The organism is Candidatus Chordibacter forsetii (genome assembly GCF_964187505.1).
GTDB classification, from domain to species: Bacteria; Verrucomicrobiota; Verrucomicrobiia; order Opitutales; family Seribacteraceae; genus Chordibacter; species Chordibacter forsetii.
In genome coordinates, this window is the sequence record NZ_CAXLML010000110.1 from 1 (window position 1) to 4685 (window position 4685).

Sequence of the window (4685 nt, forward strand, 5' to 3'; positions counted from 1 at the left end):
GATCGATTCATTGGGGTTCAACCATCTTCATAATTGTTGCCCGTCAGGCAATAGAATTTTAAATCTATTTTTATGTCTATCGGTTTGGATTATAGAGGAGTTGCAGAACGGGAGTTAGATAACTCTTCCTTTGATAAAGAACTTTTTGAGTTATGCCTTAAACATGCCTCTAACGAAAAAGAAAGAGCCCGCATCATTTACATTCACCGAAGAGTCGCCGAGTTGGAAAAAAAAGAGCCTAATTTGGACCAAATTGAAAAATGGCCCATGTTAATTCCTTTACTCATTCTGTACACTTTGGGAACCATTGGCGTTCTTTGCCTAGTTTTTGTGTTTTTAGCAAACCGTCTGGATTGGTGGTAACACCCCAAGAGTCGACAAAAAATACTAGTTGGCTAGCTAATAAAACTTGAATTATTTTAATGAATTATATGCTATGGACTAATTCTATTTTGAATTGATAGAATGAATTCCTAATCGTTTCATGCCCCCCAAAAAAACAAAACAAAAAGAGCCCGAGCTTTATGAGTACCGATTTTCTTTTAAAGTCGATGAGCGTAGCACATTTGGGCAAAGACATTACCTTGCTCACAACGCCCGCGACGCTTTGGGTATGTTCGCATATGCTATGCTTAAAAGTTTATTTGATCAAAAGGTTTACCAAGACCAAGAATTTATAATAGCCAAGGAGTTTGTAAAAATTCACGACACCACAGTAAGATCTCCAAAGTTTGAATTAGATGACCATCTCCCATCTCACTCATACAAAGCTACTTCTGACAAGCCTGTATCAAAAAGTGAAGATTCACCTGATAAAATAAAAGGAGTCGTTGAGGAAATGGCACAGCGGCTAGAAATTATCAAGTTTGAGGAATTTAATCGATGGGCTAATCGGTGGTATCCATTGCGCTTACCCTTGGAAGAAATAAAAGAAGAAGATGCCTGAAATCGTTGAGATGACTAGAATACAGATTGGTTGATAGTTTGTATTTTTTGTGTGTCCAATCTGACCTAATTAAAACTTTAGGAATCTCACCGCATAGCCTGACTGAACACAAAATTATAGATTATCTATTTTAATTGGATTCTTGAAAAAACCTTTGTAAAAACAACCGTTAAAGATTCCACCAAGGTCCAATACATATTTAATAAAATAAAAATTCACCAGATAACAGTGCTTGGGGGATGACTCGACTTTTCAATCGTTGTTTATTGACGGCAACAATCCTAATCTATAGTTAAGAAGGCTTACATTCGGGTCGGTAGCTCAATCGGTAGAGCAGTGGCCTTTTAAGCCATTGGTTCCGGGTTCGAGTCCCGGCCGGCCTACCAAAAAGATAAAACAAAACCTATCCCATGAATGTATTTTGTTCGTTTTAAGCCTTAATTCGTGAGGTAACAAACGATCTTACTTTTAACCAATTAATTTTGCCAGTAGGCAAGATTGGGATTTCTTTCACAAGTAACAATTCTTTGGGTATCCAAAGGTTTGGTAAACCTCTAATTTTAAGGCCTTTTTTAATTTGGTTAAGATCACAGTTAAAAGATGACACAACGATTAAAATTTCACCCTTTTGATCATTCTCCACAGAACATACAACCAACTTAGGACCTTCTGATTGGCAAATCTCCAAAAGCTCAGTAATTTCTTCCTCTACCCGTCCATGCGGCACCATTTCTCCCCCGATTTTGGAAAAGCGTGAACTCCTTCCTTCAATCCAAAGAAAACCGTCTCGGTCGAGTCTTCCCAGGTCGCCAGTTTTGAACCAACCATTCTCATCGAGCACCTTATTCGAATGTTCAGCATCCTGCCAATATCCAGCAAATATATTTGGCCCACGAAAACATAGTATTCCCCCCTCTGCCAAAGGAGTAATATCACCACTTTCCGGATCTATGGTCTGGCACTCCACATCAGGTAACAACCTTCCAACCGAACCACTCTGCTTACCAGTAGCAGGCAGATTAAAAGAAATAGCTGGAGAGGTTTCTGTGAGTCCATACCCTTCCAGGTATTGGCAATCGGCTTCCCGCTCCCAACGATCACGAAAAGTTTGCGGACTTTTTTCCGCTCCAGCCACTACAAATTGAATACTTTTGAGTTCTCCCTTCTTTGCTTTTTTTAGGTAGCCTCCCAGGAACGTGGGCGTACCTAAAAGAATTCTTACTTTTTGCTCAGCTATAATTCTGAGATTCAATTTATGGTCTAAGGGAGAGGGTGATGTAACTGGGTGCAAACCACGCAAAGTCGAAAAAAGCATACCCACGGTAAAACCAAAGCTGTGAAAAAGTGGAAGGTTAACCAATACCTTCGATTGATTCTCGAATAATTCCAAGTCATATAGTTGTCCGCAATTAGCCAGCAGGTTGGCATGAGTTAATCTTACCCCCTTCGGTTTACCCGAACTCCCGCTGGTAAAAATCAAGACCGCCAAGTCTGATCCTCCGTATTGAGGAACCTCAAATTCTTTACTAGTCCACGAGGGAAATATCCATGCCTTTATAAAAGTTTTCAATATCAAGAACCGTTTACTAGCCACCCCTTTAAAGAAATCATCCACCAACAAGCAATTTTCTGGCCATGGAAATTCGTTAAACTTTTTCATCATTTTTGAAGCTGTCACCACAGTGGTAACCCCTGCACCTTGTAGCACTTCAAGATTTAATTCTTTGCCCATCGTATAGTTAATATTCACAGGAATCCGACCGCTAAGAAGCAATGCAAAGTTCGAAACAAATCCAGCGATACCTGGAGGTAAAATAACTCCTATTCTAGAACCCTTGGGGAAAATCTTAAAATCTTTCGAAAAGAGAAGAGAAAGTGCGAGAACCAAACCCCGGTTAAAGCTTTTCACCTTAGGTATTCCATAGTCCAATAAATAGGGTTGAAAAGGGGCAGACCTTAATGAATCAAAAATCTCTTTTCCCAGATGACTGGATAAATCAAATCTCATATTCATTAAGAATACACCTATTTGTTTGCCGTTGCCAACCTAGGAGAGGTGAGCATTATATGCTCTCTTAAACAATAAAGATGTTTCTTTTTTGTGCATTAATTGATCCGTTCTCTTTTCCCGATTTTTTTATCACCTCATGAGCAAACAAAACGTTTTAATTTACGATACTACCTTGCGAGATGGTTCACAAGCTGAGGGTGTATCTTTCACCGTTGCCTCCAAACTTCGGGTTGCTGAAAAACTTGACCAATTTGGAGTCGATTACATTGAGGGAGGCTGGCCGGGAAGTAATCCCCGTGATATGGCATTTTTTGAACAGGTGGGAAGCCTCGATCTTCAGCATGCACGAATCGCCGCTTTTGGATCGACACGAAGAGCAAAAACCGAAGTAGATCAGGATGCCCAAGTAAAACTACTTTTAGATGCTAATACTCCAGTGGTTACCATATTTGGAAAATCGTGGCTTTTACATGTTACAGATGTTTTACGCACGACTCCGGAAGAAAACCTTCTAATGATCGAAGATACCGTTCGATACTTAAAAGAACAGGGTAAAGAGGTCATCTATGACGCAGAACATTTTTTCGACGGTTTTCACGACAACAAAGATTATGCCCTATCCACCTTGGCAGCCGCCGATCGTGGAGGTGCTGACTTTCTTACTTTGTGCGAAACTAATGGTGGAAAGTTGGTCACCCCTTTTGAAGAAAGCACACGAGTTGTCGTTGAACGCTTTCCAAAATCAAAAATTGGCGTACATTGTCACAACGATGCGGGGGTCGGAGTTGCGGTAAGTTTGGCTGGAGTAGAAGCTGGTGCCGTCATGGTCCAAGGAACGATGAACGGCTATGGCGAGCGTAACGGAAATGCCAATCTTACTACGATTATTCCTAACTTAGAACTCAAAATGGATAGATCGACCAATTGCTCGAAGAATCTTTCCAAGCTTCGAGACCTTTCTCTCTTTATTGACGACTCCACCAACTTGCGGCCTGACATTCGAGCCCCCTATGTGGGAGCTGCTTCTTTCGCTCACAAAGGTGGCGTGCATGCAGATGCCGCGTCTAAGTCAACTCGCAGTTACGAACACATCGACCCGGCAACCGTTGGCAACCGTACAAGAGTGCTTGTATCTGACATGTCTGGTAGAAGCAGTATCATGCTAAAAGCAAAAGAGATGGGCATGGATGTCGATGGAAGGTCTCCTGAGATGAAGTCCTTTTTAGAAGAATTAAAAAGTTTGGAGTTCAAAGGGTACGAATTTGAATCTGCAGATGCTTCTTTTGATCTTTTACTCAGGCGTTTTCTTCGTGGCGAAAATCCAGTCTTTGAGGTTTTACGATTTCATGTGGGAGTCGAAGGATTAAGCAAAGAAGATGCAACCACCTCCGAAGCTACGGTCAAATTACGCGTGAAAGAAGAAACCCGACATGTAGTGGCAGAGGGTAACGGTCCAGTATCAGCCCTCGATCAAGCCCTGCGTAAAGCCTTGGAGAAAGACTTTCCTTATATATCTCAAATCAGCCTAGTCGATTTCAAGGTGCGTATTCTTGAAAGCAACCAGGGCACGAATGCGATCACTCGGGTACATATCGAATCTACTGATGGCCATTTAACTTGGGGCACAGTTGGGGTCAGTGATAATGTGATTACTGCAAGTTGGGAAGCTTTGGTTGACTCGGTAAATTATAAGATTTTACTCGAAACTGAATCCCAGTCGTAGATTTC

The 4685-nt window shown here is 41.3% G+C and carries 4 protein-coding genes and 1 tRNA gene; 4 read left to right on the plus strand and 1 reads right to left on the minus strand.

Annotated elements, in window-relative coordinates; genetic code table 11:
- Positions 1–72 precede the first annotated feature (72 nt).
- From ACKPQ4_RS05080 to ACKPQ4_RS05090, 3 genes are all read left to right on the plus strand, one after another.
- Positions 73–363: a hypothetical protein gene (locus tag ACKPQ4_RS05080; RefSeq protein WP_407680126.1), complete on the plus strand. Its 291-nt coding sequence runs from the start codon at positions 73–75 to the stop codon at positions 361–363.
- Between the two features lie 121 nt (positions 364–484).
- Entirely contained in the window at positions 485–946 is a 462-nt protein-coding gene (locus ACKPQ4_RS05085; protein WP_407680127.1) for a hypothetical protein, read from the plus strand.
- Between the two features lie 310 nt (positions 947–1256).
- Positions 1257–1332, plus strand: a tRNA-Lys gene (locus ACKPQ4_RS05090).
- Positions 1333–1376: 44 nt separating this feature from the next.
- Here the strand turns inward: ACKPQ4_RS05090 and ACKPQ4_RS05095 are convergent.
- On the minus strand, positions 1377–2960 hold the full coding sequence (locus ACKPQ4_RS05095) for an AMP-binding protein (RefSeq protein WP_407680128.1): 1584 nt from the start codon (positions 2958–2960) through the stop codon (positions 1377–1379).
- Between the two features lie 133 nt (positions 2961–3093).
- On the opposite strand from ACKPQ4_RS05095, the gene cimA reads away from it, so the two are divergent.
- A complete protein-coding gene (cimA, locus tag ACKPQ4_RS05100) occupies positions 3094–4680 on the plus strand; it encodes a citramalate synthase (RefSeq protein ID WP_407680129.1) in 1587 nt (528 codons plus the stop codon).
- Positions 4681–4685 lie beyond the last annotated feature (5 nt).